This window comes from Microbacterium hydrocarbonoxydans (assembly GCF_011752045.1).
GTDB lineage: Bacteria > Actinomycetota > Actinomycetes > Actinomycetales > Microbacteriaceae > Microbacterium.
The window spans coordinates 624,097-646,565 of record NZ_JAAKXW010000001.1; the positions used below are offsets into that span (position 1 = coordinate 624,097).

At 69.6% G+C, this 22,469-nt stretch carries 18 protein-coding genes and 1 riboswitch; of the genes, 9 read left to right on the forward strand and 9 right to left on the reverse strand.

The genetic code is table 11. The features are described from left to right. Nucleotides 1–18: 18 nt before the first annotated feature. Genes G6G98_RS02965 through G6G98_RS02975 form a run of 3 tightly spaced genes read right to left on the reverse strand, consistent with a single transcriptional unit; the run spans nt 19 to nt 3,115 of the window. A complete protein-coding gene (locus tag G6G98_RS02965; protein ID WP_084788263.1) occupies nt 19–903 on the reverse strand; it encodes a carbohydrate ABC transporter permease in 885 nt (294 codons plus the stop codon). Next, complete coding sequence (locus G6G98_RS02970; RefSeq protein WP_164233705.1) at nt 900–1,820, reverse strand: carbohydrate ABC transporter permease; 921 nt, start codon at nt 1,818–1,820, stop codon at nt 900–902. Before G6G98_RS02970 ends, G6G98_RS02965 begins: the two co-directional genes overlap by 4 nt. Beyond that, nucleotides 1,820–3,115 carry an ABC transporter substrate-binding protein gene (locus tag G6G98_RS02975; RefSeq protein WP_164233704.1) on the reverse strand — a complete coding sequence of 432 codons (1,296 nt, stop codon included), beginning with the start codon at nt 3,113–3,115 and terminating at the stop codon, nt 1,820–1,822. Before G6G98_RS02975 ends, G6G98_RS02970 begins: the two co-directional genes overlap by 1 nt. Before the next feature lie 135 nt (nt 3,116–3,250). On the opposite strand from G6G98_RS02975, the gene kduI reads away from it, so the two are divergent. After that, nucleotides 3,251–4,069, forward strand: a complete 819-nt coding sequence (gene kduI / locus G6G98_RS02980) for a 5-dehydro-4-deoxy-D-glucuronate isomerase (RefSeq protein ID WP_067351479.1) — start codon at nt 3,251–3,253, stop codon at nt 4,067–4,069. Continuing rightward, nucleotides 4,066–4,827 carry an SDR family oxidoreductase gene (locus G6G98_RS02985; protein ID WP_243841982.1) on the forward strand — a complete coding sequence of 254 codons (762 nt, stop codon included), beginning with the start codon at nt 4,066–4,068 and terminating at the stop codon, nt 4,825–4,827. Before kduI ends, G6G98_RS02985 begins: the two co-directional genes overlap by 4 nt. 120 nt (nt 4,828–4,947) lie before the next feature. Here the strand turns inward: G6G98_RS02985 and G6G98_RS02990 are convergent, their stop codons facing one another. Both G6G98_RS02990 and ffh read right to left on the reverse strand, forming a co-directional pair. Then, nucleotides 4,948–7,053, reverse strand: coding sequence for an endo-beta-N-acetylglucosaminidase (locus G6G98_RS02990; RefSeq protein WP_164233703.1), 2,106 nt, complete (start codon nt 7,051–7,053; stop codon nt 4,948–4,950). 172 nt (nt 7,054–7,225) lie between these two features. Beyond that, nucleotides 7,226–8,779: a signal recognition particle protein gene (ffh, locus tag G6G98_RS02995; RefSeq protein WP_164233702.1), complete on the reverse strand. Its 1,554-nt coding sequence runs from the start codon at nt 8,777–8,779 to the stop codon at nt 7,226–7,228. An 85-nt stretch (nt 8,780–8,864) separates the two neighbouring features. Then, nucleotides 8,865–8,972, forward strand: a riboswitch (TPP riboswitch). On the opposite strand from ffh, the gene thiC reads away from it, so the two are divergent. Next, nucleotides 8,967–10,721, forward strand: coding sequence for a phosphomethylpyrimidine synthase ThiC (gene thiC, locus G6G98_RS03000; protein ID WP_164233701.1), 1,755 nt, complete (start codon nt 8,967–8,969; stop codon nt 10,719–10,721). (Overlaps the previous riboswitch by 6 nt.) Before the next feature lie 120 nt (nt 10,722–10,841). Here the strand turns inward: thiC and G6G98_RS03005 are convergent, their stop codons facing one another. Further along, nucleotides 10,842–11,423 carry a TetR/AcrR family transcriptional regulator gene (locus G6G98_RS03005; RefSeq protein WP_164233700.1) on the reverse strand — a complete coding sequence of 194 codons (582 nt, stop codon included), beginning with the start codon at nt 11,421–11,423 and terminating at the stop codon, nt 10,842–10,844. Between the two features lie 98 nt (nt 11,424–11,521). Here G6G98_RS03005 and lipB point away from each other — a divergent pair, with 98 nt between their 5' ends. Next, on the forward strand, nt 11,522–12,175 hold the full coding sequence (gene lipB, locus G6G98_RS03010; protein ID WP_164233699.1) for a lipoyl(octanoyl) transferase LipB: 654 nt from the start codon (nt 11,522–11,524) through the stop codon (nt 12,173–12,175). Continuing rightward, nucleotides 12,172–13,161, forward strand: a complete 990-nt coding sequence (lipA, locus tag G6G98_RS03015) for a lipoyl synthase (RefSeq protein WP_067351463.1) — start codon at nt 12,172–12,174, stop codon at nt 13,159–13,161. The genes lipB and lipA overlap by 4 nt, the downstream gene beginning before the upstream one ends. Before the next feature lie 118 nt (nt 13,162–13,279). On the opposite strand, the gene G6G98_RS03020 is transcribed toward lipA, so the two are convergent. From G6G98_RS03020 to smc, 3 genes are read right to left on the reverse strand one after another with little or no spacing between them, the layout of a single operon-like run. Next, nucleotides 13,280–13,780, reverse strand: coding sequence for a DUF2004 domain-containing protein (locus G6G98_RS03020; protein ID WP_067351460.1), 501 nt, complete (start codon nt 13,778–13,780; stop codon nt 13,280–13,282). A gap of 44 nt (nt 13,781–13,824) precedes the next feature. Further along, a complete protein-coding gene (gene ftsY, locus G6G98_RS03025; RefSeq protein ID WP_164233698.1) occupies nt 13,825–14,697 on the reverse strand; it encodes a signal recognition particle-docking protein FtsY in 873 nt (290 codons plus the stop codon). A 35-nt stretch (nt 14,698–14,732) separates the two neighbouring features. Continuing rightward, complete coding sequence (gene smc / locus G6G98_RS03030) at nt 14,733–18,278, reverse strand: chromosome segregation protein SMC (protein ID WP_164233697.1); 3,546 nt, start codon at nt 18,276–18,278, stop codon at nt 14,733–14,735. 526 nt (nt 18,279–18,804) lie between these two features. Between smc and G6G98_RS03035 the strand changes: the two genes are divergently transcribed. The 4 genes from G6G98_RS03035 to G6G98_RS03050 all read left to right on the forward strand — a co-directional run bounded on the left by G6G98_RS03035 (nt 18,805) and on the right by G6G98_RS03050 (nt 22,464). Continuing rightward, complete coding sequence (locus G6G98_RS03035; protein WP_067351450.1) at nt 18,805–19,083, forward strand: hypothetical protein; 279 nt, start codon at nt 18,805–18,807, stop codon at nt 19,081–19,083. A gap of 11 nt (nt 19,084–19,094) precedes the next feature. Continuing rightward, on the forward strand, nt 19,095–20,363 hold the full coding sequence (locus G6G98_RS03040) for a GNAT family N-acetyltransferase (protein WP_243841983.1): 1,269 nt from the start codon (nt 19,095–19,097) through the stop codon (nt 20,361–20,363). Between the two features lie 86 nt (nt 20,364–20,449). Continuing rightward, on the forward strand, nt 20,450–21,145 hold the full coding sequence (locus G6G98_RS03045; RefSeq protein WP_164233696.1) for an ABC transporter ATP-binding protein: 696 nt from the start codon (nt 20,450–20,452) through the stop codon (nt 21,143–21,145). Further along, the gene (locus G6G98_RS03050) at nt 21,142–22,464 is read left to right on the forward strand and encodes an FtsX-like permease family protein (RefSeq protein WP_164233695.1); all 1,323 of its coding nucleotides are present in this window, start codon (nt 21,142–21,144) and stop codon (nt 22,462–22,464) included. Before G6G98_RS03045 ends, G6G98_RS03050 begins: the two co-directional genes overlap by 4 nt. Nucleotides 22,465–22,469: the final 5 nt, after the last annotated feature.

Sequence of the window (22,469 nt, forward strand, 5' to 3'; positions counted from 1 at the left end):
GGTGGTGCTTTCGGGGGGCTACTTGATGCCGGTGTTGGCGATTCCGGTGGCGATCTGCTTCTGGAAGATCAGGAAGATGACCAGCACGGGGATCGTCGCGACGACCCCCATGGCGAGGATCAGGTTGAACGGCACGGTCAGCTCGGCGTTGAAGCGGGCGAGCGCGACCGGCAGCGTGTACACCGACTCGCTCTGCGCGACGACGAGCGGCCACAGGAAGTCGCTCCAGCGCCACATCACCGAGAAGATCGCGACGACCGCGAGGGCCGGCTTGCACAGCGGCAGCACGATCTGCACGAAGGTGCGGAACTCGCCCGAGCCGTCGACGCGCGCCGCCTCGATCAGCTCGTCGGGGATCGACAGCATGTACTGGCGCAGGAGGAACACGCCGGTCGGGGTCGCCGCGGCCGGGATGATCATGCCCCACAGCGTGTTCACCAGGCCGAGCGACGCGACGACCTGGTAGACGGGGATCAGGATCACCTGGAGCGGGATCATGATGGTGGCGAGCGTCAGGATGAACAGGAAGTTCTTCCCCCGGAAGTTGTACTTCGCCAGCGCGTACGCCGCCATCGCGTTGATGACGAGGGTGATCGCGGTCGCCGCGACGGTGACGATCACGCTGTTCGTGAGGTACTGCAGGAAGTTGAACCTGCTCAGCGCCTCCGCGTAGTTGTCGAGCCCCCAGGATGCCGGCAGGAACGTCGGCGGGCGCTGCGCGAGCTCGGTCGGCGTCTTGAACGATCCGAGGAACATCCACACGAGCGGCACCAGGCACGCGAGGGCGCCGGCGGTGAGGACGACGACGCGGAGCGCGTCGGAGACGCGCACCCTGCCCTCGCCGATCGAGGTCCAGGTGCGCTTCGGCGGGGAGGGGACCACGATGGTCCGTGTCTCGCTCATACCGCCTCCCTCCTTCGGCTGATCAGCCAGTTGACGATGGTGAGTGAGAACACGACGAGGAACAGCAGCACGCCGCCCGCGGTCGCGACGCCGTAGCGGATGGGCGACTGGAATCCGTTCTCGTAGATGTACTGGACCATCAGGGTGGTGGCGCCGACAGGCCCGCCGCCGGTGAGCGTCCAGATGAAGTCGAAGGACTGGAATCCGTGGATGGTGCCGAGCACGACGACCACGACGAGGCTCGGCTGCAGGAGCGGGACCGTGATCACACGGAACTGCTCCCACCAGTTCGCCCCGTCCATCCGCGCGGCCTCATAGAGCGCGGGATCGATGGCCTGCAGCCCCGCGAGCAGGATGAGCATGTAGAAACCCACCTGCATCCAGATGCCGACGAGCACGATCGACACCATGGCCCAGCCGCTGTCGACGAGCCACGGCACCGGAGGGATGCCGACGGCGCCCAAGGCGATGTTCACGAGGCCGTTCTGGCGCTCGAGCATCCAGTTCCAGATCAGGCCGACGACGACCGGCGACACGAGCACCGGGATGAAGAAGACGGCGCGGAAGAACGTCTTGCCTCGGTTCTGCGCATTGACGAGCGCGGCGACCGCCAGGGCGATGGCGGTGCCCAGCACGACGAACGCGATCGCGAAGACCGCCGTGTTTCGCGCGACGTCCCAGAACTCCGCGTCCGTGAGGATCTTCCGATAGTTGTCGGTCCCGACGGGGCGGAAGGTGCGGCCGTTGTTCGATTCGTACAGCGACATGTTGAAGCCGTTGAGCGCCGGGTAGATCGTGAACACGGCGAAGATCGCCATGTTCGGGATCAGGAACAGATAGGGCGCCCACTTCATCCCCCATCCCCCGCCCGTCCATCGCTTGCGCGATGGACGGGCGGGGGCGACTGCGGCGCTCATCAGCCCAGCTCCTCGACAAGGCCGTCGATCTTGCCGCTCAGCCCGGTGAGCGCCGTCTTGAGGTCCTCGGTGCCGCCGACCACTCGCGTCAGGGCCTCGACCAGTTCGGTGGCGGATGCGGAGAACGCGGGGTTCGCCGTCGCCTCGAATCCGCTCTCCGGGGTGAGCAGGAGATCGGCGAGGAACACGTCCATCGCCTCCTGGGCGACCTCGTCCGGGTAGGTGACGCCGCTCTCGGAGAGGTCGGCGCGCGTCGGGAGGGCGCCGGCCACCGTCACGAAGGTCTCCTGGTTCTCCGCCGTGTTCATGAAGCGCACGAACTCCGCGGCCAGAGCCGGGTTCTCGGACTGCTTGAACGCCGCCATGAACTTGCCGCCGGGGAACCCGCCGCACTCCGTTGCACAGGGGTCGGGCGCGACGGCCCAGTCGAAGGTCGCGTTCTTCGCGAACTGCGCGACCTGCCAGTTGCCGGACAGGTAGATCGGGGTCTCCCCGGCGAGGAAGATCTCGTTCGCCCCCTCGTAGCGCGACCCGGAGCCGAGCCAGAAGTCGGCCGGCATGTCGCCGTCCGCCATCATGTCGACGAGCGGCGTCAGCGCCTCCTCCGCCTTGTCGATGTCCAGGGCGTTGCCGTCCTCGTCGAGCAGCTGGGTGCCGTACTGGCTGAGGATCGTGGAGAGCCGGTGACCGGACTTGTCCATCGCGAACGCGTACGGCACTCCGGTGGCCTCCTTGACCTCCTTGGCGGCATCGAGCATCTCCTCCCAGGTCCACTCGGAGGGGATGTCGACGCCTGCCTCCTCGAAGAGGTCGGTGTTGATGAACGGGCCGTTCATGGTGAGGTCGCTCGGCACGGCGATCATCTCTCCGTCATCGTTGCGCACCGCCTTCGTCGGACCGTCGAGGAACTCGTCGCCGTACCCCTCGCCGAGGTACGGGTCGAGCACGAGGAGATCGTCGCGGAAGTCGGTCAGGCTGGTGAGCCGGACGACGTCAGGGGCGTTGCCTCCGGAGAGGCGGTTCAGCGTCGAGGTCACCATGTCGGCGTACGGGAGGATCTCGAGGTCCACGGTGACGTCGTACTCCTCCTCGAAGTCGGCGATGAGCTGGCGCGTGGCCTCCTCATCGGGGCCGTCGGTGAAGTACATGTACGTCAGGGACAACCCGGCGAAATCCTCCGGGTTCATGGTCTGGACGGTCTGCGGCGAGTCGTCCTCCAGCTGACCGGGCGCACAACCCGCCACGAGAAGGGCGGATGCTCCGAGTGCGAGCGCCATGGCTGCTCGCTTTCGCATGTGTACCAACGGATCCTCCTTGATCAGAATCGGGTGGGCCGGACGGACACCCGTGACAACGGATCCATTGTGACCTAGAATTCAGTTGTATAGGAACCCTTTCCCACTCAACGGAAAAGATCGGAGTCACCCTCCATGACCTGCACAGAGCTGTGGAGCACCCATCCGGATGATCTCGGCGCCCTCGACGGCGAATCCCTGCGCCGCCGGTTCGTCGTCTCGGATCTCTTCGGCGAGGGGGCGTTCTCGTTCACCTATGCGCACGACGATCGGATCCTCCTCGGAGGCATCCGCCTCACGGGGGGCTCGGCCCCGCTCGACGCGCCGGAGCTGCTCGCGGCGGACTTCCTGCTCGAGCGCAGGGAGGCCGCGCTCGTCGGGCTGGAGGGCGAACTGCGCGTCTCCTCCTCCGCGGGGGACTTCGTCCTCCGGCGTCACGACGTGCTCTACCTGCCGCTGGGCACGCGCGACATCGAGGTCGCCGGCGACGGAGTGCTGTACCTGGTCTCAGCTCCCGCGCACGCCCCTGGCGAGGCGGCGATCGCGACCCGCGACGGCGTCGAGGCCCTGCGTCTCGGGTCACCGGAGGGCGCGAACGACCGCACGATCCGCAAGTACGTCCACGCTGACGGCATCCGGTCGAACCAGCTGGTGCTCGGCATCACCACCCTGGAGCCGGGCTCTGTGTGGAACACCATGCCGGCCCACGTGCACAGCCGCCGCACCGAGGTCTACCTCTACGACGGCCTGGAGGCGAACCCGCTCGTGCACCTGATGGGAAGGCCGGATGACACGCGGCATCTCATCCTCCACGATCGGGACGCGGTGGTCTCGCCCCCCTGGTCGATCCACTCCGGGTCGGCGACGGGCGCCTACAGTTTCGTCTGGGCGATGGCGGGCGAGAACGTCGACTACGGGGACGTCGCCCCCGTGTCCCCGGAGCTGCTGAAGTGATCGGGCACGACCTCGCGGCGCCGCTGCGTGGCCGGCGCGCCGTGATCACCGGAGCGGGCTCCGGCATCGGCCTCGCCTGTGCCAGGGCCCTCGCGGAGCGCGGCGCGCAGCTGGTGCTCGTCGGCCGCTCTTCCGTCCGGGGCGGTGCCGCGTGCTTGCGCGACGAGGGGCACGACGTCGAGGTCGTCGAGTGCGACCTCGCCGATGTCGACGCGGCGTACCGGGTGGGCGCGGAACTGGCGGCACGCGGAGACATCGATCTCCTGGTGAACAACGCCGGCATCATCCATCGGGAGCCGGCGGTCGATCACGCTCGCAGCGATTGGCAGCGGGTACTCGACGTCAACCTCAACTCGGGCTGGGCGCTCGCGCAGGCCCTCGGCGGCTCGATGGTCGAGCGGGGCTTCGGTCGGATCGTGACCATCGCGTCGCTGCTGTCGTTCCAGGGCGGCATCAACGTCGTCTCCTACGCCGCGAGCAAGCACGCCGTCGTCGGCATGACGAAGACCCTTGCGAACGAGTGGGCGCGCCACGGCGTGACGGTGAACTGCGTGGCTCCGGGTTACATCAGCACGGAGAACACCGCCCCTCTCCGTGCCGACGACTCCAGGGAACGGGAGATCCGGGAGCGGATCCCCGCCGGTCGCTGGGGGGAGCCGAGCGACATCGGCGGCGCCGTCGCCTTCCTCTGCGGTCCCGACGCCGCGTACATCAACGGTCACGTGCTGGTCGTCGACGGAGGCTGGCTCGCACGCTGATTCGCGCCGTCCGCGACGCGCACGGCCGGGTCACCGGAGCGCGAAGCACCCCACGACCGGGCGCACCGACAGACGGCGCCGCACCTCGATGGGGTGCGGCGCCGTCTGCGCGATGACGGGCTACGACCCGAGGGATGCCGTCGCCGGTGCGCTGCGGTGCGCGTCCGCACCGACCGCGACGAGCTGGAACCGCCGGCCGGCGGACAGGTCGACCGCCTCGGCGAAGAAGACGTCTCGGTGCACACGGCCGAGCCACGTGGTCGAACCGCTCCCGACCTGAAGGACGTCGTACCCGGCGGCATCCTGCTGCAGCTTCCATTCGAACGCGAGGTGCCGTCGGCCGCCGCCCGCCTCGCCGGCGTCGGTGACCGCGAACCCCGCCGGCTTCGCGGGCTTGAGCGGCTTGCCCGCTTCGCGCAGCGACACACGGCCCAGGCGTCCGTCGCCGCTGGTGCGGAGCGAGATGCGAGCGATCCGCCGGCCACGCACGGCGATGTCCGCACTCCACCGGGCCCAGGAGGTCTCGCCCGCGCGCTCGAGCGGATGCCATTCGATGCTCTCCGGCGACTCCTTCCAGGTGATCCCGAGCTCCGCCGCGCCGAGATCCTGCGCCCTGACATCGACCGCCATGTCGCCGGACGTCGTGAGGTCGGTCTTGAACAGGTGGAGCACGCCGTCACCGTGCAGCGCCAGGCTGTGGCCGCTGCCGTAGCTGACCGACTCGTCGAGGGCGACGGAGAGCCCGCCTTCCGTCCAGTACTGCCAGGTGAGGGCACGATCAGCACAGCCCATGTTGTCCCAGCCGCCGTCGCGCACCTTCACGCCGTCGAGGAAGAACGCGGAGCCGACGCCGACGTTGAAGTCCGTCGTGATCGGAAGGTCTCCGTACGGGGAGCGCTCCGCGATCCAGTGTGCGATGCCGTCCCACTGCCGGTAGTTCAGCACGTCGGTACGGTACGGAGGCCTGCGCGGTTCGAGCCGTCCGGAGCTCGCCGGGTTCCCGGTCGGACCCGACCAGAACCTCTGCTCCAGATCCCTGCTCGCCGCGCGCCCCTCTGCAGTGGCCGTCTCGCCGCGCCAGGAGGCATCCATCCAGATCTGACTGTCGACGAACAGGGCCACGGACGTCGGAGCGGGGCGCCCCGGACCCGCCACGCTGCCGAAGTCCTCCTCGGGCCGGAATCCGCCCTTCTGATGCTCGACCCCTGCGAAGCCGACTCTGCGGGCGTCGTACCCGGCGGCGGCGGCCGCAGCGGCACTGGCCGTGAGATCAGGATCGGCGCCTCCGTCCTCGGCCTGCCACCAGTAGTTCAGGAAGATGGAGTCGAACATCGGCGCATCCGCGGTGCCCAGCCACCGCAGGTTGTCAGCGCTGAGGCGATTCTCGTACGTGACGTATCCCTCGTCGAAGTTCGCCGAATCGTACCCCTGCAGGTAGAAGTCGGGATCGGCGCGCTTGATGTAGCGCAGGAAGTCTTTGAACCTCGTGATCTGCTCGGGCGTGACCGTGGCCTCCTGATTGATGAACAGGCCGTCGAACCCGAAATACCTCCGCACCTCGATCAGCTTGTCCGCCACGGGGAACGATCCGTCGCCGCGCTGCACGAGGAACGCGTCGAAGTCGAGCGGACGCGGCCAGAACCATCCGCCGATGGACAGCGCGCCGTTCTTGTGCGCCGCCTCCGTCCACCCTGGATTCGGGATGTCGATGACGCCGTACGGTCGATCGGGCACGCGCTTGCCGTCCACGAGCTGGATGGGCTCGGAGCCCTTGACCTGCCCATGCCAGGTGCCCCAGATGTCGATGTAGGACCAGTAGCGCTGAGTGTAGACCTGGGCTTCCAGGCCGATCGGCTGATTGTGGCCCTCGTAGACGCTGCCGGCATCGTCGATGGTGAGCGTGGACAGCTGCACCTCGGGATCCAGGTCCGGGTGCGCCTGGGTGGCGGCGAACGGAGCGATGCGGGGAGCACGCGGGATCAGGCAGCGGAGATGACGCGCCCACGGGGTGCTGGCGGGATCGAATTCGAGCAGATCGTCGGCGGCCCATCCGAAGGTGTAGGGCCCCGGTGGAGTGCCTCCGGATGCCGGCACGGGGGCGGAGCTCGCCGCAGCCGGGACGCGAAGGCCACTCGCGTTCGCTGCGGCTGCGGGGCTGCCCACCAGCAGAGTGGCGAGCCCGACTCCGCCAACGGTCAGGAAGGTTCTGCGACTGATCTCGGTCATGATGCTCCTCGTCTGCGCTTCGTTGCGATCACGGCGGACCGAGGGAGGTGGACTGTTCTTCGTCCTGCGGCGGACCGTCGTGGTCGTTAACTATAGCGATTTAGCGAGGCGTGGCAAGGAAAGCCGGACATCGCTCCCGTGCGTCGGACCGATGTCCCGCGGGCCGCGGGGGTCAGTTCTTGCCGAAGAGCTTCTGGATCTCGGCGAGGTCGGCCTCGCTCGGCGCCTTCTGGCCGCCGAGTCCGAAACCGGAGCCGGCCGGGTTCGCGCTGGGGGTGAGTCCGGCGTTCTGCGCCGCGCGCTTGGCGGGGTTCCCCGAGCGGGAAGCACCCTTCGACTTGCCCTTCTTGCCGCGCTTCGACGACGCGCCGGGCCGCCCCATGCCGGGCACCGGGCCCATTCCCGGGATGTTGGGGGTGCCGCCGCGGGCGACCGTCTTCATCATCTTCGCGGCCTGCTCGAAGCGCTGCACGAGCTGGTTCACGTCGGTGACCGTCATCCCCGAGCCGCGCGCGATGCGCAGGCGACGCGAGCCGTTGAGGATCTTCGGGTTGCGGCGCTCGCCGGGCGTCATCGAGCGGATGATCGCCTCGGTGCGGTCGATCTCGCGCTCGTCGAAGTCCTCGAGCTGCTGCTTCATCTGGCCCATGCCCGGGAGCATCCCGAGCATCTTCTTCATCGAGCCCATCTTCTTCATCTGCTGAAGCTGGTCGAGGAAGTCCTCGAGGGTGAAGGCCTCGTTCGCGAGCTTCTCGGCCATTTTCATGGCCTCTTCCTCGTCGAAGGCCTGCTGCGCCTGCTCGATGAGGGTGAGGATGTCGCCGAGATCGAGGATCCGGCTCGCCATGCGGTCCGGGTGGAACGGCTCGAGATCCTCGAGGCGCTCCCCTGTCGACGCGAAGATGATCGGGCGGCCGGTCACAGAGGCGACCGAGAGCGCCGCACCGCCGCGGGCGTCGCCGTCGAGCTTCGACAGGACGACCCCGGTGAAGTCGACGCCCTCCTGGAAGGCCTTGGCCGTGTTCACGGCATCCTGGCCGATCATGGCGTCGATGACGAACAGCACCTCGTCCGGGTCCGTCGCCCTGCGGATGTCGGCGGCCTGCTTCATCAGCTCGGCGTCGACGCCGAGACGCCCCGCGGTGTCGATGATGACGACGTCGTGCTGGTGGCGTCGGGCGTGCTCGACGCCGTCCCGGGAGACCTTCACAGGATCCCCGACGCCGTTCCCGGGTTCGGGTGCGTAGACGGTGGCTCCCGCCTGCTCGGCGACCACCTGGAGCTGGTTCACGGCATTCGGGCGCTGGAGGTCGGCGGCCACGAGGAGCGGCGTGTGTCCCTCGCCCTCAAGCTGCTTCGCGAGCTTGCCGGCGAAGGTCGTCTTGCCGGAGCCCTGAAGACCCGCGAGCATGATGACCGTCGGTGCCGTCTTGGCGAACTGGAGCCGACGCTGCTCGCCGCCGAGGATCTTGATGAGCTCCTCGTTGACGATCTGCACGACCTGCTGCGCGGGGTTCAGCGCCTTGTTGACCTCGTCGCCGAGCGCGCGCTCGCGCACGCTCGCGGTGAACTCCTTGACGACGGAGAGGGCGACGTCGGCGTCCAGCAGTGCGCGACGGATCTCGCGCACGGTGCCGTCGACGTCGGCGGCGGTGAGCTTTCCCTTCGTGCGGAGGTTGCGGAAGGTCTCGGTGAGCCGATCGGAGAGCGTGCCAAACGTAGCCATGGTGCTGTCGATTCTACGCGAGTCGACCTGCGCGATTCGGCCTGCGCCGGGAGTCCGGCGCTCGTCCGAGACCGTGGTAGCTTTCCTCTGACCACACGGGTGCCCACGCATGGGCTGAGATCAGGCTGACGCGGCCTGCGACCGTCGAACCTGTCCGGGTAATGCCGGCGAAGGAAGTGAGCCTGATATGGGTACGTCCACTGCATCCCATTCCCTGTCCTACATCGAGGACCCGGGGTCCGGCATCCGGGTGCCGATCACCGAGATCTCGCAGGAGGACTCGCCGGACGGCGAGAAGAACCCGCCGCTGCGGGTGTACCGCACGGCGGGACCAGGCAGCGATCCGCTGCGCGGGCTGCCACCGCTCCGGGAGCCATGGGTCCGCGGGCGTGGCGACACCGAGCCGTACTCCGGGCGCGAGCGGAACCTGCTCGACGACGGCCGCGCCGCTGTCCGGCGCGGCGCCGCCTCGGCGGAGTGGAAGGGCGCACGCCCGGTGCCACGCCGGGCCATCGCAGGACGCACCGTCACCCAGATGCATTACGCGCGCCGCGGCGAGATCACGCCGGAGATGCGGTTCGTCGCCCTCCGCGAGGACTGCGACGTCGAGCTGGTCCGCAGCGAGCTCGCAGCGGGTCGCGCGATCATCCCCAGCAACATCAACCACCCCGAGTCCGAGCCGATGATCATCGGCCGCGCGTTCCTCGTCAAGATCAACGCGAACATCGGCAACTCAGCCGTCACGAGCTCCATCGCCGAGGAGGTCGACAAGCTTCAGTGGGCTACCCGCTGGGGCGCCGACACCGTCATGGACCTCTCCACCGGCGACGACATCCACACGACCCGGGAGTGGATCATCCGCAACTCCCCCGTGCCGATCGGCACCGTCCCGATCTACCAGGCGCTGGAGAAGGTCGACGGACAGGCGGAGCGCCTGTCCTGGGAGGTGTTCCGCGACACCGTCATCGAGCAGTGCGAGCAGGGCGTCGACTACATGACCGTCCACGCCGGCGTCCTGCTGCGCTACGTGCCGCTCACGGCCGACCGCGTCACCGGCATCGTCTCGCGCGGCGGCTCCATCATGGCCGGATGGTGCCTCGCGCACCACGAGGAGAACTTCCTCTACACGCACTTCGACGAGCTGTGCGAGATCTTCGCCCGCTACGACGTCGCCTTCTCGCTGGGCGACGGACTGCGCCCCGGCTCGACGGCCGACGCCAACGACGCCGCGCAGTTCGCCGAGCTCGACACCCTCGCCGAACTCACGCAGCGGGCCTGGGAGCACGACGTGCAGGTGATGGTCGAGGGCCCGGGTCATGTGCCGCTGCACCTCGTGCGCGAGAACGTGGAGAGGCAGCAGGAGCTGTGCAAGGGTGCGCCATTCTACACGCTCGGCCCCCTCGTCACCGACATCGCGCCCGGCTACGACCACATCACCTCGGCCATCGGCGCGACCGAGATCGCCCGGTACGGCACGGCCATGCTCTGCTACGTGACGCCGAAGGAGCACCTGGGGCTTCCCGACAGGGACGACGTGAAGACGGGCGTGATCACCTACAAGATCGCCGCCCACGCCGCCGACCTCGCCAAGGGGCACCCGGGCGCCCGGGATCGCGACGACGCGCTGTCGAAGGCGCGCTTCGAGTTCCGCTGGCGCGATCAGTTCGCGCTGTCCCTTGATCCGGACACGGCAGAGGCGTTCCACGACGAGACGCTGCCCGCCGAGCCTGCGAAGACCGCCCACTTCTGCTCGATGTGCGGGCCGAAGTTCTGCTCCATGCGGATCAGCCAGGACATCCGGCGGGACTTCGGTTCCGCAGAGGCCCAGGCGGCCATCGCCGGAGCGAACGCCGGGATGCGGGAGAAGAGCAGGGAGTTCCGGGAGACCGGGTCCCAGGTCTATCTGCCCGCACCGCGCGTCGTCGTAGCCCCCGCCGACTGAGACACGGGCTCCGCGCCGAGAGCGGCGCGGAGCTCCTCCTTCGCCCGCTGATGGCGACCGCGAGCGGTGGATGCCGGGATGCCGAGAAGCTCGGCCGCCTGCACCGCCGAACGTCCGCGACTACGTCCAGCGCAGGTCGTCGATTCCGCGCAGTGCCTCGTCGAGGGTGCTCTCCGGCGGGCCGAACCCCGCACCCCGCTCCGCCCAGACACGGAGCGAGGAGAACAGGGCGGCGGCGTGCGCGGCCCCCACGATGTCCGCATGGATGACGCTCATGCCCGCCGCGCGCGCGGCCTCCGAGATCGCCGAGGCGAGTCTGACCTGACGCACCCCGGTATCCCGCACCAGTTCGTCGTCGAGGCCCATCGCCGTCCGGTTGCGCAGGGCGAGAGCCAGAGGATCGGGCGCGAAGTCCCGGACGATCGCGCGGAGGATGGCTCGGACGGTCCCCGCGTCGCCGTCCCGGCCGAGAGCGGTGAGAGCATCCGCCGCCGTCGCGATCCGCGCGTCGAGCCCCGACCACAGCACATCGCTCTTCGACGAGAAGTAGTTGAAGAAGCTGGACCGGCTGACCCCCGCGCGCTGCGTGATGTCGGCGACCGAGGTCGCGTCGTAGCCGCGCTCGAGGAAGAGCTCGCACGCCGCCTCGGACAGCGTCTCCCGCGAGGACGCCTTGGGGCGGCCGGCTCTGCTCGTGCTCATCCCCTCACGGTACCGCGCCTCATCGGAAAGACCCGACGGCGGCCCTGACGGGGTATTGTTATACGGCGTCCAATTACTGATTGAGAGGGCCTGCGAGCATGCTCGACATCCTCAACGCCGGCATCGCACCGGCATTCGTCCCCTACACCGAAGGATGGGACCTGCAGCGCAGCATCCACGCAGAGGTGGTCGCCGGAACCCGGCCGGACACGCTGATCCTGCTGGAGCACGAGGCCGTCTACACGGCGGGCAAGCGCACCGAGCCGCATGAGCGACCACAGGACGGCACGCCGGTCATCGACGTGGACCGCGGCGGGAAGATCACCTGGCACGGCCCCGGACAGCTCGTCGGCTACCCGATCGTCCGGCTGCCGGAGCCGATGGACGTCGTCGCGCACGTGCGCCGTCTGGAGCGGCTGCTCATCGATGTGCTCCGCCCGCTCGGCGTCGACGGGTATCAGGTCGAGGGGCGCAGCGGCGTCTGGGTCCGTCGCCCTCTCTCCGAGGACAAGGTCGCGGCGATCGGCGTGCGCGTGCAGCAGGGCGTCGCCATGCACGGCTTCGCGATCAACTGCAACAACACGCTGGCGGGCTTCCGCGGCATCATCCCCTGCGGGATCACGGATGCCGGCGTCACGACGGTGAGCGAGATCATCGGCGCCGACATCTCCCCCGCCGACATCCTCGCCGGCGTGATCAACGCCTTCACCGACGAGTACGCATCCGCCGAGTACGCAGGAGCCCCCGCATGACCGCCGCACCCGAGGGACGCAAGCTCCTCCGCCTCGAGATCCGCAACGCCGAGACCCCCATCGAGCGCAAGCCGGAGTGGATCAAGACGAAGGCGAAGATGGGGCCGGAGTATACGGCCCTGCACTCGCTCGTGAAGAGCGAGGACCTGCACACGGTCTGCCAGGAGGCCGGCTGCCCGAACATCTTCGAGTGCTGGGAGGACCGCGAGGCGACCTTCCTCATCGGCGGCTCGCAGTGCACGCGCCGCTGCGACTTCTGCCAGATCGACACCGGCAAGCCCGCGGACTACGACACCGACGAGCCGCGCCGCGTGGCGGAGAGCGTCGTGCGGATGAACCTCCGCTACGCCACCGTCACCTGCGTCGCCCGCGACGACCTGCCCGACGGCGGCGCCTGGCTGAACGCCGAGACGGTCCGCCAGATCCACGCCATGAACCCCAACACGGGCGTCGAGCTGCTCGCCACCGACTTCAACGGCGACCCCGCGCTGCTCGGCGAGGTCTTCGAGGCCCGCCCCGAGGTCTTCGCGCACAACGTCGAGACGGTCCCGCGCATCTTCAAGCGCATCCGCCCGGCCTTCCGCTACGAGCGCTCCCTCGACGTGATCACGCAGGCTCGGGACGCCGGACTCATCACCAAGTCCAACCTCATCCTCGGAATGGGCGAGGAGCCCGAGGAGGTCGTCCAGGCGCTGCACGACCTGCACGACGCGGGCTGCGACATCATCACGATCACGCAGTATCTGCGCCCCTCCCCGCGCCACCTGCCCGTGGCGCGCTGGGTGAAGCCGGACGAGTTCGTCGAGTTCAAGGAGGAGGCCGAGCGCATCGGCTTCCTCGGCGTGCTCGCCGGTCCCCTGGTGCGCTCGTCGTACCGTGCCGGACGCCTGTGGGCGCAGTCGATGATCTCCAAGGGACGTGAGATCCCGCCGCACCTCGCGCACATCGCGGAGAGCGCCGACCTGGGCTTCGCTCAGGCGGTCTGAGGCCGCTGCCCTGTTCGCGAGAACAGGCGATCGCACGAGAACAGGCGGATCCGTCTCGGATCCGCCTGTTCTCGCGTGTACGCCTGTTGTGGCGGGGCCGGATGCCGTGCCGGCGGGCTCAGTCGGCGCTCATCACCGACTGCACGCCGCCGTCGGAACCGAGGTTCACGAGGAGGACGTCGTCGGTGGAGCCGGAGTCGAGCGCATACTCGAGCACCGCGAACGGCTCGGACCCGCCGTGCTCGTCGGCGAGGATCGTCATGCTCATCAGGCGCAGCGAGCGGATGATGTCCACCGCGGCGTCGCCGCTCACGTCGACGAGCACATCGGCGAGCTCGTCACCATAGGCCTCCTGCTGCTGCAGGATGTACTCGGTCACCTCGCTGGTGCGGTCGTCCACTTCGGAGAGCATCCCGCGGCGCGCTGCGGCGTCGACGCTCTCGAGGCCGGAGATGAGGGATGCGGCGATGTCGAGGGCCTCTGGAGAGACGTCCTCCTGATCCGGAGCCGTGAGATCGACGGTGACGGCCTGGTCGCCGAGCTCGACCGTCTCAGACCAGAAGATCGACCCGTCGGGGCCCGACGAGAGGAGTCCGAAGTAGTCGTGTTCGATCGCCATAACGCTATGAAACCAGCCTCTCGCCTGCTCCGGTAGTCCTGTCCTCAGCCGACCAGCGACCGCACGAAGACGTGGGGGGTGAAACCGGTCAGGTCGTCGATCCCCTCGCCCTGTCCGAGCAGCTTGACGGGGATGCCGGTGCGCTCCTGGACTGCGAGGACGAAGCCGCCCTTGGCGGATCCGTCGAGCTTCGTGAGCACGAGCCCGGTGACGCCGGCGTGCTCGAGGAAGGCCTCCGCCTGCATCACGCCGTTCTGCCCCGTGGTCGCATCGAGCACGAGCAGCACCTCGCTGATCGGCGCCTGCTTCTCGATGACGCGGCGGATCTTGGACAGCTCATCCATCAGCCCGCCCTTGGTGTGCAGGCGCCCCGCGGTGTCGATGATCGCGATCTCGATGCCCTCGCGCTGGGCGTACTCGATGGTCTGGTACGCGACGGATGCCGGATCCTGGCCCTCCTGCTGGGGGCGGACGATCGCCGCTCCCCCGCGCTGGGCCCAGGTGGCGAGCTGGTCGACGGCGGCCGCACGGAAGGTGTCTGCGGCGCCGACCACGACGCTGCGCTGGTAGCCGCGGAGGAACTTCGTGAACTTCCCGATGGTCGTCGTCTTGCCGACGCCGTTCACCCCGACGACGAGCACGACAGCGGGGCGCTCTGTGAGCTTCAGGGTGGTGTCGAACTTCGCGAAGTGCTCCTCGAGCGTCTCGCGGAGCATCCGCTGCAGGTCCTGCGGATCCGTCGTGCGGAACCGCTCCACCTTCTCGCGCAGCTCATCGACGATGCGCTCGCTGATGTCGGGGCCGAAGTCGGCGGTGATGAGCGCCGTCTCCAGGTCCTCCCACGTCGTCTCGTCGATCGTGGGCTTGACGAACATCCCGCGCAGCGCACGGGTGAGGGACCAGGACTTCTCCGCCATGACACCAGCCTACGGGCACCGGCCCGGCGCGCCTCTCAGCTGGCTGCCGCGGCGCGGTCGCCGACCCGCTGCCCGACGACGGCGGAGACGCCGTCCTGGCGCATGGAGACGCCGTAGAGGGCGTCGGCGATCTCCATGGTGCGCTTCTGGTGCGTGATGACGAGCAGCTGGGAGCTCTCGCGGAGCTGCTCGAACACGGTCAGGAGCCGGCCGAGGTTGGCGTCGTCGAGCGCCGCCTCCACCTCGTCGAGGATGTAGAAGGGGCTCGGCCGCGCCTTGAAGATCGCGACGAGCAGGGCGACCGCCGCCAGCGACCTCTCGCCGCCGGACAGCAGCGAGAGGCGTTCGATCTTCTTCCCGACCGGCCTGACCGACACCTCGATGCCGGTCGTCAGCATGTTGTCGGGATCTGTGAGCGAGATGCTGCCCGACCCGCCGGGGAAGAGAAGCGGGAACACCTGCCCGAAGGCCTCCTTCGTGTCCTCGAACGCGCTCGCGAAGATCGTCTGCATGCGCTCGTCGAGGTCGGCGATGATCGTCAGGAGGTCCTGCCGCGTCTGCGTGAGATCGGCGAGCTGCTCGGTGAGGAACGCATGCCGCTGCTCGAGTGCGGCGAACTCCTCGAGGGCGAGAGGGTTGACGCGTCCCAGCTGGGCGAGCTTGCGCTCGGCATCCGCGAGCCGGCGCTGCTGGATGCGCCGGTCGAACGGGATCGCGGTGTCCTCCGTCGACTCGCCATCCGGCGCCTCCGCACCGGGATCCCGCGGGACCAGCTGGTCCGGGCCATATTCCGCAACGAGAATATCTTCGTCGAGGGCGAGCTCGGAGGCGACGCGCTCGAGGAGGCTGTGCAGATGGAGCTTCTTCTCGTGGATCTGGAGCTCGAGGCCGTGCACGCTCTCCGTGAGCCCGGCGAGCCGCTCGCGCAGAGAGGTCTCCTGCGCGCGCAGCGCGGTGAGCTCCTGGTTCTGCGCAGAGCGCGCGGCCTCGGCCTCGGCGAGGGCGACCCGCGCCTCGGTCACGGATCGGTCCAGGGAGTCGAGGATGCGCGGCAGCTCCTCGGCGACACCGGATGCCGACTCCCGCTGCGCACGCCGGATCACCGCCCGCCGTGCCGCCTCGGCGGCGGCATCCCGCTCCTGCTCGCGCTGACGCTCGAGGCTCACGACCCTGGCCTGCGCGGCCCGCACGCGCTCGCGGAGGGTCTCCACCTCGAGCCGCGCCCTGACCTCCCCCTCGCGCGCCTGCTCGAGCGCTTCGAGGAGGCCGTCGCGAGCGGACGCGTCCAGCACAGGGCGCGGGGCGGAGACCGCCTCGTCGAGCTCGGCCTTCGCCGCCTGCGCCTTCTCCTCGGCATCCGTCACAGCCGCCTGGGCCTGGGCGAGTCCTGCTTCGAGCCGCTCGCATTCCGCGGCCGCGGACTCGTGCCGCACGGTGATGCGGTTCACCTGCTCGGCATGGGTCGCGAGCGCGGCATCGTGCTCGCGCAGGGCGCGCAGGGCGTCCTTGGCGTGCCGTCTCGTGGTCTCGACGGCCTCGTTCGCATCCTCCCTGGCCTCGCGGAGCGAGTCCACGACGACCTGGATCTCTGCGAGCCGCTCGTTCGCGGCGTCGCGCTCGGCGGCCAGTTCCAGCCGCGACCTCTCCCCGCCTGAACCCGTTCGCAGCGTCTGCGCGGTGACGACGTCCCCAGCGCGGGTGACGATCGTGGTCGTCGTGTCCCCCGCGACATCGAGAGCCGCGCGTGCCGACCGGGCCGCAGAGAGGTCGTCGGCGACGAGCACGTGCGAGAGGATGCCGAGCACGCCGTCGGGCGCACTGACCGTCTCCACCGCCGGGGTGACTCCCGGGAGTGACGGCAGCTCGACGGCGGGGCGCGGCGCGTCGGCGATGACGAACTCAACGACTCCGCGATGCTCGTCGGCTGACTCGGCGGCGAGCAGGAACGCGTCCGAAGGGGCGTCGACGAGCACACCCTCGGCGAGCGGGCCGAGCACGGCGGCGACAGCCGCCTCGAAGCCCGCGCGCACCTGCACGGCATCCCCGACGAGCCCGCGGACTCCGGGACCGCCCGTCTTCACGATCTCCGCAGCGCCTCCGGAGATCGCGAGGGCGCTGCCGAGGGCTGCGGCCTTCGCGGTGAGCGCATCGACCTCGCGCTCCGCGGCGTGCAACCGCTCGCGCAGGGTCTCCCGCTCGGCTTCGGCGGCCGTCGCGGCGCGCTGCGCGCTCTCGTATGCGGCGGAGTGCTCGGCTGCCGTGCCCTCCGGCGCCTCCGCGACCTCGATGAGCTCGAGCGCCTCCGCGGCCTCCCTCCGGCGGGACTCGGCAGCGTCCAGCGCGTTCTGCTGCCGCAGAACCGCTCCGCGCACGGCGGCGAGGGCGGAGGCCGCCGCGTCCGCGGCGCCGCGCAGCGACGTGAGCCGCATGTCGTACTCGGAGACCAGTGCGCTCTGCTCCGCGATGTCGACGTCGAGGGTGTCCAGCTCGGCGCGGGCGTGCACGACCTCGCGGCTCGCCGCCACCGCCGCGTCCTGGGCGTCTCCGAGGCCTGCGGAGATCTCGGTGATCTCGTCCTTCGCCTCGTCGATCGTGGCCTGGGTGACGGTCACGGCGGTGACCGCGGCGTCGTCCTCCTCGGATCCCAGCAGCGCGAGGCGCTGGTTCGCGAGCGTGTACAGGCCGCGCATCCGCTCCTGCACCTGCTCGAGCCCGAAGGCGACGCTGCGAGCCTGGTCGACCGCCGCGGAGTTCTGCGCCTGCTCGAGGCGGGCGATGTTCGCCCTGACGGCCTCGGCCTGATCCGAGAGCACCAGACGCTCGGTGTGGCGCTCCTGCTCCGTACGCGTGTGGTCGGCCAGCGCGGCGCGCAGCGCGACGACGTCATCGGCGAAGAGGCGGGCCTTCGCATCGCGGACCACTGCGGCGATCGTCTGCGCCTCGCGCGCGATCTCGGCCTGACGTCCGAGCGGCTTCAGCTGACGCCGGATCTCCCCGGCGAGATCGCTCAGCCGGGTGAGGTTGGTCTCCATCGCATCCAGCTTGCGGAGGGTCTTCTCCTTGCGCCGCCGGTGCTTGAGGATTCCTGCGGCCTCCTCGATGAAGCCCCGGCGGTCCTCGGGCGATGCCTGGAGCACGGTGTCCAGCCGCCCCTGGCCGACGATGACGTGCATCTCGCGACCGAGACCGGAGTCGCTGAGGAGCTCCTGCACGTCGAGGAGGCGGCAGCTCTCGCCGTTGATCGCGTACTCGCTGGACCCGTTGCGGAACAGCGTGCGGCTGATCGTGACCTCGGCGTACTCGATCGGGAGCGCGCCGTCGCCGTTGTCGATGGTGAGCTGCACCTCGGCGCGTCCGAGCGGACCGCGCGTCGAGGTGCCGGCGAAGATGACGTCCTCCATCTTGCCGCCGCGGAGCGTCTTCGCGCCCTGCTCCCCCATCACCCAGGCGAGGGCGTCGACGACGTTGGACTTGCCGGATCCGTTGGGTCCGACGATGCAGGTGACGCCGGGTTCGAAGACGAAGCTCGTGGGCTGCGCGAAGGACTTGAACCCCTTGAGGGTCAGGCTCTTCAGATGCATGCGGCCACCGTTCGTCCGGGTCGAATCACCTCGCTACGCTACCGGAATCCCTGGCCAGGACCGGCATCCCGCGCGGGCACCGGATGAACCCGCACACGCCGCGACACGCCGTGCGACACGCCCGGTGCTTGACGAGCCTGAGAATCCTTCGCTACGGTAACCACCGGATCGCCACACGAAAGGAGGTTACCGATGATGATTCAGCTCAACGCACAGGCCACTGGCCTCGCCGCGCCAGCGCACTCCGCGCCGCGCCGCGCTCACTCGGTGACCGCCGGCGACCGCCTCGGCGCGATCTCGTAGCAGCGCAACCGGAGGACTCTGCCCGTTGCCCGGGCTTCCTCTCCGTCGCCTCTCCGCGCCCCACCCTCTGATCCGTCTCGGATCACGGATCACCGCCGACCCCGGCGCACGCCGCTCCTGCGGCATCCGGGTTCCGCTCACTCAACCGCGTCCCGCCGTCGGCCCTCCTGGTCCGACTCGGCGCTTCTCGCACCCATCCACAGAACCCATCGAAGGAATCACCGTGAACACCACGCTGTACCGCAGCACCGTCCACCCGCCCGATACGCAGGACCAGCAGGTCCTCCAGATCCCCGCCCCCGGCGAACTGCGCGAGCTCGCTCTCGCTGATCGCCTCTCCCTCCGGATCGGCGTCTGGCTGCTCCAGAGGGCTCAGCGCCCTCGCGCCGAGCGCCGCCGCACCGCCGACATCGGGGACGCGATCGCCCGCCTCGAGCGCGACCGCACGCCCGCCGAGGCGTGGGCCCTGCTCACGTACGATCTGCAGCGCCAGCTGCGCTGATCGGAGTCACCATGAGCAATCCGCTCTCCGCAGGTGCGACCCTGCATCCGCTCGTGCTTCCCGCTCGGGCGGATGCAGCGGACGCCGGCGAGTTCCGCGAGCTCGCCGGCGTCCGCAACGCCGTCTACCGGGAGACCACCGGCCGGGACGAGCGGCCTCACCCTTCGAACGACCAACCATCCCACCGAGAAGGACCTGTCATGACCACCGTCGCTCTGACGATCACCCCGCTCATCGTCCCCGAGACGCTCGATGCGCCCGACGCCGCCGAGTTCCGCGCCTACGGCGAGCTGAACCGCCGGATCTGCGAGGAGGAGGTCGGTCTCCCCGATCTCGCCCCGGATGCGGCGCAGATGCTTCCCGCCTGGCACGACGGCACCGACACGGTGAACACCGGGTTCGTCGCCCGTCACGGCGCCGACATCGTCGGCATGGTGACCGTGTCCTACGCACAGGAGGAGGATGCGCACGCCGCGGAGGTGGACCTGCTCGTCCCGAGCGAGCACTGGGGGCGCGGCATCGAGGAGGAGCTCCTCGCTCTCGCGGAGCGCGAGGCGCTCCAGCACGGTCGCCGCGTCGTGCAGCTCTGGTCCCTGCACCGTCCCGAGGAGGGCGAGCGGATGCTGGTCCCCCGCACAGGCTGGGGGCGCATTCCGGCCACCCGCCTCTCCGACCTCCTCGAGAGCAGGAGCTTCACGCTCGAGCAGGTCGAGCGCAACAGCGAGTTCGATCTGCGCGCCGATGCCGAGCCGGTGCGTGCCATGCTGGCGGGCGCGCTCGCCGCGGCCGGCGAGGACTACCGGATCGTCGAGTGGATGATGCCGACGCCGCCGGAGCTCCGTGCGGGCTACGCTGCGGTGCTCGCCCGGCTCTCGACCGACGCGCCGAGCGGCGACATGGACTTCGTCGCCGAGCAGTGGGACGCGGACCGCGTGGTGCGCCGTGAGGCCCGCATCACCGGCGCAGGTCAGGCCGTCTCGGTGGTCGCCGTCGAGCACGTGCCCACCGGCACGCTGGTGGCGTACAACGAGCTGCTCATCGGCGCCGACCGCGCCGGCGTCACCCACCAGTTCGGCACCCTCGTCGCGAAGGATCATCGCGGGCACCGGCTCGGCACCGTCGTGAAGTGCGCGAACCTGCTCCGCTGGCGGGACCTGATGCCGCAGTCGCGGGTCGTCTCCACGTTCAACGCGGAGGAGAACCGCCCCATGCTCGACATCAACGAGGCGGTCGGATTCGTTCCCGTGTCGTACGCGGGCGCGTGGCAGAAGAAGCTCTGAGAGTCATCCGATCGGTGTAGTCGGCCGGCGCGGGATCATCCGCCCGGCCGATGCACCGGCCGCGAGGCGACCGGGAGGCTGGGATCATGAACGATTCCGTGCTCGAAGCCCATGCCCTCACGAAGACCTACGGCAGCACCCGCGCCCTCGCCGGTGTCGACGTCACGATCCGGCGCGGCGAGTCGGTGGCGATCATGGGCGCGTCCGGATCGGGAAAGACCACCCTCCTGCACGTGCTCGCGGGGATCATCACCCCGGATGCCGGGTCCGTCACGTTCCGCCCCTCCGCAGGCGCCCCGGTGGAGGTCACCGCGCTCGGCGAGTCGGCTCGATCGCGGCTGCGCCGCGAGCGCTTCGGCTTCGTCTTCCAGCAGGGGCTGCTGATCCCTGAGCTCACCGCCGTCGAGAACGTGGCGCTGGCCTCGATGATCAACGGCGTGAGAAGAGCGGATGCCGTGCAGCACGCGGCATCCTGGCTGGCGGCCCTCGGGCTGGCCGGCATGGAGGACCGCCGCATCGGCGAGCTGTCTGGCGGCCAGGCGCAGCGCGTCGCGATCGCCCGCGCGCAGGCAACCGGGGCCGAGCTCGTCTTCGCCGACGAGCCGACCGGCGCGCTCGACTCGCACACCTCGGGCGAGGTGATGGACGCGCTCCTCTGGTCCACCACCGGTCAGGGACGCACTCTGCTGGTCGTCACGCACGACCCCGAGGTGGCCGCACGCTGCTCGCGAGTCGTCGCCGTCCGCGACGGCCGGATCGTGTCCTCGGCGGTGGCCGCATGAACCCGCGGGTCCTCGCCCTGCTCCTTCGTCCCGCACCGGGACAGAACAGCGTCCTCGCGCTCCCGATCGTCGCCTTCGGCGTCGTCACCGCGCTCGTGCTCACCGCGATCGGCGGCGCGCAGTCGTTCTGGACCTGGAGCGATGAGTATGCTCCGCTCTACCAGGCGCTGGCCGCGATCGCCCTCGTGCTCCTCCTCGTGCCCCTGGCCGGTCTCGGCGGCGCGGCGGCCCGGCTCTCCGCACGCCGGCGCGACGAGCGCCTCTCCACCCTGCGGCTCCTCGGCGTCACACCGCTCGGCGTCGGCGTCGCCACGGTCGTCGAGTCGGCGCTCGTCGCCGGGATCGGCGCCGTGGCCGGCGTATTCGGATACCTCGCCGTCAGTCCGCTGATCGGGCTCATCCCGTTCCGGGGCGAGCCGCTCGGGCTGCAGGCCGTGCTGCTGTCGCCGCTCTCCCTCCTCGCCGTCGTCCTGGGGGTGCTGCTCGTCGCGGCAGGCAGCGCGGCTCTCGGCCTGCGCCGTGTCGTGATCTCCCCCCTCGGCGTGCGCATGCGCTCCACGGTCTCGACCGTGCACTGGCTCCGCGCGGTCATCGCGGTCGGTGTCATCGCGGTGTCCTTCGTGCTCATCAAGGTGTTCCCGTCGATCGGCGGTCTCGTCACGACGATCGTCGTCCTCGCCGCCGTCTTCGGCGCATCTCTCGCGGTGCTCAACCTCGTCGGCCCGTGGGTGCTGAAGGTCTCGGCCTCCCGCCAGCTCCGTCGCGCCGAGCGTCCCGATCGCCTGCTCGCGGCCCGCATGGTGCTGGACTCCCCCAAGGCCGCCTGGCGTCAGGTCGGGGGGATCGCGATGGCGAGCTTCATGGCCGTGTTCGCCGGAACCGGGGTATCGCTCATGAACGTGATGAGCACGTCGGATGCGGCGTCCGCCGATCTCATCCTCGTCGCCGACATGCGCACCGGGCTCGTCATCACGCTCATCGCCTCGTTCCTCATGGTCGCCGTCTCGGTCGGCGTGAACCAGGCCTCCGCGATCCTGGACGAGCGCGAGCTTCACCGCAGCCTGCACCACCTCGGGATGCCGGTGGAGACCGTCGACAGGGCGCGCCGCCGCGCGATCATGTCGCCGCTCCTGGTCACCGCGATCGGGTCCGCGCTGTGCGCGGCGGTGCTCGTGTTCCCGCTGCTCGGCATCGCGCTGATCACCGCGCCGATCTCGATCATGACGATCGTGCTCGTCGTGGGGGCCGGCATCGGCGTGGTCTGGCTGAGCACCACCGCCACGCGTCCGCTGCTGGTGCGCTCCTTCCAGCCTGCGTGAGCCGC

Coding starts and splice junctions, on each gene's coding strand:
- G6G98_RS02965 (WP_084788263.1), bottom strand. CDS start 903: ATGAGCGAGACACGGACCATCGTGGTCCCCTCCCCGCCGAAGCGCACC.
- G6G98_RS02970 (WP_164233705.1), bottom strand. CDS start 1,820: ATGAGCGCCGCAGTCGCCCCCGCCCGTCCATCGCGCAAGCGATGGACG.
- G6G98_RS02975 (WP_164233704.1), bottom strand. CDS start 3,115: ATGCGAAAGCGAGCAGCCATGGCGCTCGCACTCGGAGCATCCGCCCTT.
- kduI (WP_067351479.1), top strand. CDS start 3,251: ATGACCTGCACAGAGCTGTGGAGCACCCATCCGGATGATCTCGGCGCC.
- G6G98_RS02990 (WP_164233703.1), bottom strand. CDS start 7,053: ATGACCGAGATCAGTCGCAGAACCTTCCTGACCGTTGGCGGAGTCGGG.
- ffh (WP_164233702.1), bottom strand. CDS start 8,779: ATGGCTACGTTTGGCACGCTCTCCGATCGGCTCACCGAGACCTTCCGC.
- thiC (WP_164233701.1), top strand. CDS start 8,967: ATGGGTACGTCCACTGCATCCCATTCCCTGTCCTACATCGAGGACCCG.
- G6G98_RS03005 (WP_164233700.1), bottom strand. CDS start 11,423: ATGAGCACGAGCAGAGCCGGCCGCCCCAAGGCGTCCTCGCGGGAGACG.
- lipB (WP_164233699.1), top strand. CDS start 11,522: ATGCTCGACATCCTCAACGCCGGCATCGCACCGGCATTCGTCCCCTAC.
- lipA (WP_067351463.1), top strand. CDS start 12,172: ATGACCGCCGCACCCGAGGGACGCAAGCTCCTCCGCCTCGAGATCCGC.
- G6G98_RS03020 (WP_067351460.1), bottom strand. CDS start 13,780: ATGGCGATCGAACACGACTACTTCGGACTCCTCTCGTCGGGCCCCGAC.
- ftsY (WP_164233698.1), bottom strand. CDS start 14,697: ATGGCGGAGAAGTCCTGGTCCCTCACCCGTGCGCTGCGCGGGATGTTC.
- smc (WP_164233697.1), bottom strand. CDS start 18,278: ATGCATCTGAAGAGCCTGACCCTCAAGGGGTTCAAGTCCTTCGCGCAG.
- G6G98_RS03040 (WP_243841983.1), top strand. CDS start 19,095: ATGAGCAATCCGCTCTCCGCAGGTGCGACCCTGCATCCGCTCGTGCTT.
- G6G98_RS03045 (WP_164233696.1), top strand. CDS start 20,450: ATGAACGATTCCGTGCTCGAAGCCCATGCCCTCACGAAGACCTACGGC.
- G6G98_RS03050 (WP_164233695.1), top strand. CDS start 21,142: ATGAACCCGCGGGTCCTCGCCCTGCTCCTTCGTCCCGCACCGGGACAG.